We start from the raw sequence: 2753 nt of genomic DNA on the forward strand, positions 1-2753 counted from the left end.
GCTTCAGCGACGATATTATGCCCATTGCGCTCAAGTATGACTTTCAAGGCAATTCTGACCAAAGGGTGGTCGTCGACTATTACTATGTCTTCACCCTGCTGACCCCGCTCAAGGACCTGCGCCGCGAAGCCATCAACCAGGGCAAAGGCCACGCCGGCCTGGGGTCGAAGATGGGGCTCGATGCCACGCATAAATGGCCCGGTGAAACCACCCGAGAGTGGGGCCGGGTAATCGTCAAGGATGAGGCGGTAACCCGCCGGATCGATGCTATCTGGAATCAGTTAGGAATAGATTGATGCGTGTAACCTTGCAGCCCTCCGGAGCGGTGCTTGAGACGCTGCCCGGCGAGCGGATTCTCGATGCGGCGCGGCGCCTGGGCTATGAGTGCCCGCAAAGCTGCCGCAATGGCAACTGCCATGTGTGTTGCGCCTTGCTGGTGGAGGGCAGTGTCCTGCAAGCCGGCGATGTACGCGACCACGGCGAGTTCTACACTTGCATTGCAGAGCCGCTGGAAGACTGCATTGTGCTGTGGGATGGCGTCCTTGCGCTGGGAGAGCTGCCGGTGCGCAGTCTGTCGTGTCAGGTCACCGAGTGTCTGGAGGTCGGCGGCGATGTCTGGCGGGTCCGCCTGCGGGCGCCGGCCGGCAAGCCACCGCGTTATCACGCCGGCCAGTACCTGATGCTCGAGCGGGAGAATGGCGATAAGTCGGCGTTTTCCCTGGCCTCGGCGCCGCACTCCGGGCGCGAGCTGGAGCTGCATGTGCTGGTGCGCGAAACCAGTGCGCAGACCCTGCTCGAACAATTGCAGCGCAACGGCAACGTGCGCGTCGAACTGCCCTTTGGCGATACCCACCTGGCCGAGCTGCCCGACGGGCCGCTGGTGCTGATCGCCGCCGGTACCGGCATGGCGCAGATGCACAGCCTGATCGAGCATTGCCGCGCCAAGGGCTTCAAGCACCCGGTGCACCTGTACTGGGGCGTGCGCCGGCCGGATGACTTCTACCAGATCGAACACTGGGACGAGTGGAAGACCCTGCCCAACCTGTTCCTGCACCGGGTGGTCAGCGACCTCTGTGGCTGGGAAGGGCGTTGCGGCCTGTTGCATGAGGCGGTGAGCGAGGACATTGCCGACCTGTCGGCGGTGCATGTCTACGCCAGCGGCTCGCCGGCGATGATCTACGCGACCCTGGACGCGCTGGTCGAAGCGGGCATGGACGCGCACCAGATGCGCGCGGATGTATTTGCCTACGCCCCTCGGTCCTGAGTCCTCGGGACCCGCTCGTTATAACTTGCCATATAGCCCATCGGTATTTATTTAATTAGGTAAATACCGGTAGGTTATATGTCACGCCTTATGCAAAGTTAGAACTCTTCGATGGCACTTAACGTGCGCTGAAACATATGTGTCTTGAAGTTACTGCCGTGCGTTCTATTAAGTAATTCTTTATACGCGGGGAGCCGAACGCTATTCGCCATGACAGCCATTGAATCCGGTTTCCTGAATCTGGCTTACCCTCCGCGGCTCGACCTGGGGCCGCAGCTCACCCCCGAACAGCTCCTCAGCTCGATGCAGTCCACCATGGCGCGCCACAAGGGCGGGCCGGTCTGGTTGTTCGCCTACGGTTCATTGATCTGGCGCCCCGAGTGTTCGGCGGTCGAGCGGGTGCGCGGGCGGGTGCATGGCTACCATCGCGGTTTGTACCTGTGGTCCCACGAGCACCGTGGCACGCCGGAAAAGCCGGGGTTGGTCTTTGGTCTGGATCGTGGCGGTTCCTGCAGCGGGTTCGCCTACCGCCTGCCGGAAGATCAGCTGGAAAGCTCGCTGTATGCCCTGTGGCAGCGCGAGATGCCTTACCCGTCCTATCGCCCGCACTGGCTCAATTGCCGTCTTGAGGACGGTAGCCAGGTCCAGGCCCTGGGGTTCGTGCTGGAGAGGCACCTGCCCAGCTATGCCGGCAACCTGCCGGATCACGTGCTGAACCAGGTATTCGAGAACGCTTGCGGGCGCTACGGCACGACTCGCGATTATGTCGAGCAGACCGCGCACGCCCTGCGTAGCCACGCCATGCCAGACCGTAATCTGGAGGCGCGGCTCAAGCGCTGTAAGTCAGCGACCCACTAAGCGATAGCTTCGCGGCCCTGGCTGGCAGTTTGTTTGTGCCGCAGGGTCGGCGCCAGGAAGGCCATCGACAGCAGGCAAGCACCCACCAGCAGGACAAAACCGCCGTCCCAGCCGAAGTGGTCCACGGTGTAGCCCATCGCCGCGCTGGCCGCGACCGAGCCACCCAGGTAGCCGAACAGACCGGTAAAGCCCGCAGCGGTACCGGCGGCCTTCTTCGGCGCCAGTTCCAGGGCCTGCAGGCCGATCAGCATCACCGGGCCATAGATCAGGAAGCCGATGGAGAACAGCGCGATCATGTCGATGGTCGGGTTGCCGGCCGGGTTCAGCCAGTACACCAGGGTCGCCACGGTCACCAGCGCCATGAACACCATGCCGGTCAGGCCGCGGTTGCCACGGAAGATCTTGTCCGACATCCAGCCGCACAGCAGCGTGCCCGGAATCCCCGCCCACTCGTAGAAGAAATACGCCCAGGAGGTTTTATCCACGGTGAAGTGCTTGGCTTCCTTGAGGTAGGTCGGCGCCCAGTCCAGCACGCCGTAGCGCAGCAGGTAGTAACCGGCATAGCCGATGAAGATCCCGGCGAAGATCTGCCAGCGCAGGCGGCGGTAGGTACTGTCTATTTTTTCGTCAG

3 protein-coding genes and 1 pseudogene are annotated in these 2753 nt (G+C 62.4%); 3 read left to right on the forward strand and 1 reads right to left on the reverse strand.

Annotation, left to right across the window (positions count from 1 at the left end):
- From ACQKQA_RS30045 to ACQKQA_RS30055, 3 genes and pseudogenes are all read left to right on the forward strand, one after another.
- Positions 1-296: pseudogene (locus ACQKQA_RS30045) on the forward strand (hypothetical protein); the annotation flags it as partial.
- Entirely contained in the window at positions 296-1264 is a 969-nt protein-coding gene (locus tag ACQKQA_RS30050) for a CDP-6-deoxy-delta-3,4-glucoseen reductase (protein ID WP_427564767.1), read from the forward strand. The pseudogene ACQKQA_RS30045 and the gene ACQKQA_RS30050, both read left to right, overlap by 1 nt.
- Before the next feature lie 210 nt (positions 1265-1474).
- Complete coding sequence (locus ACQKQA_RS30055; protein ID WP_427564768.1) at positions 1475-2122, forward strand: gamma-glutamylcyclotransferase; 648 nt, start codon at positions 1475-1477, stop codon at positions 2120-2122.
- Here ACQKQA_RS30055 and ACQKQA_RS30060 read toward each other — a convergent pair.
- Positions 2119-2753, reverse strand: a 635-nt coding sequence (locus ACQKQA_RS30060; RefSeq protein ID WP_427564769.1) for an MFS transporter, incomplete at its 5' end; no start/stop codon positions are given. The genes ACQKQA_RS30055 and ACQKQA_RS30060 overlap by 4 nt on opposite strands.

It is taken from the genome of Pseudomonas sp. NPDC089530, assembly GCF_050280705.1.
Lineage (GTDB): Bacteria > Pseudomonadota > Gammaproteobacteria > Pseudomonadales > Pseudomonadaceae > Aquipseudomonas.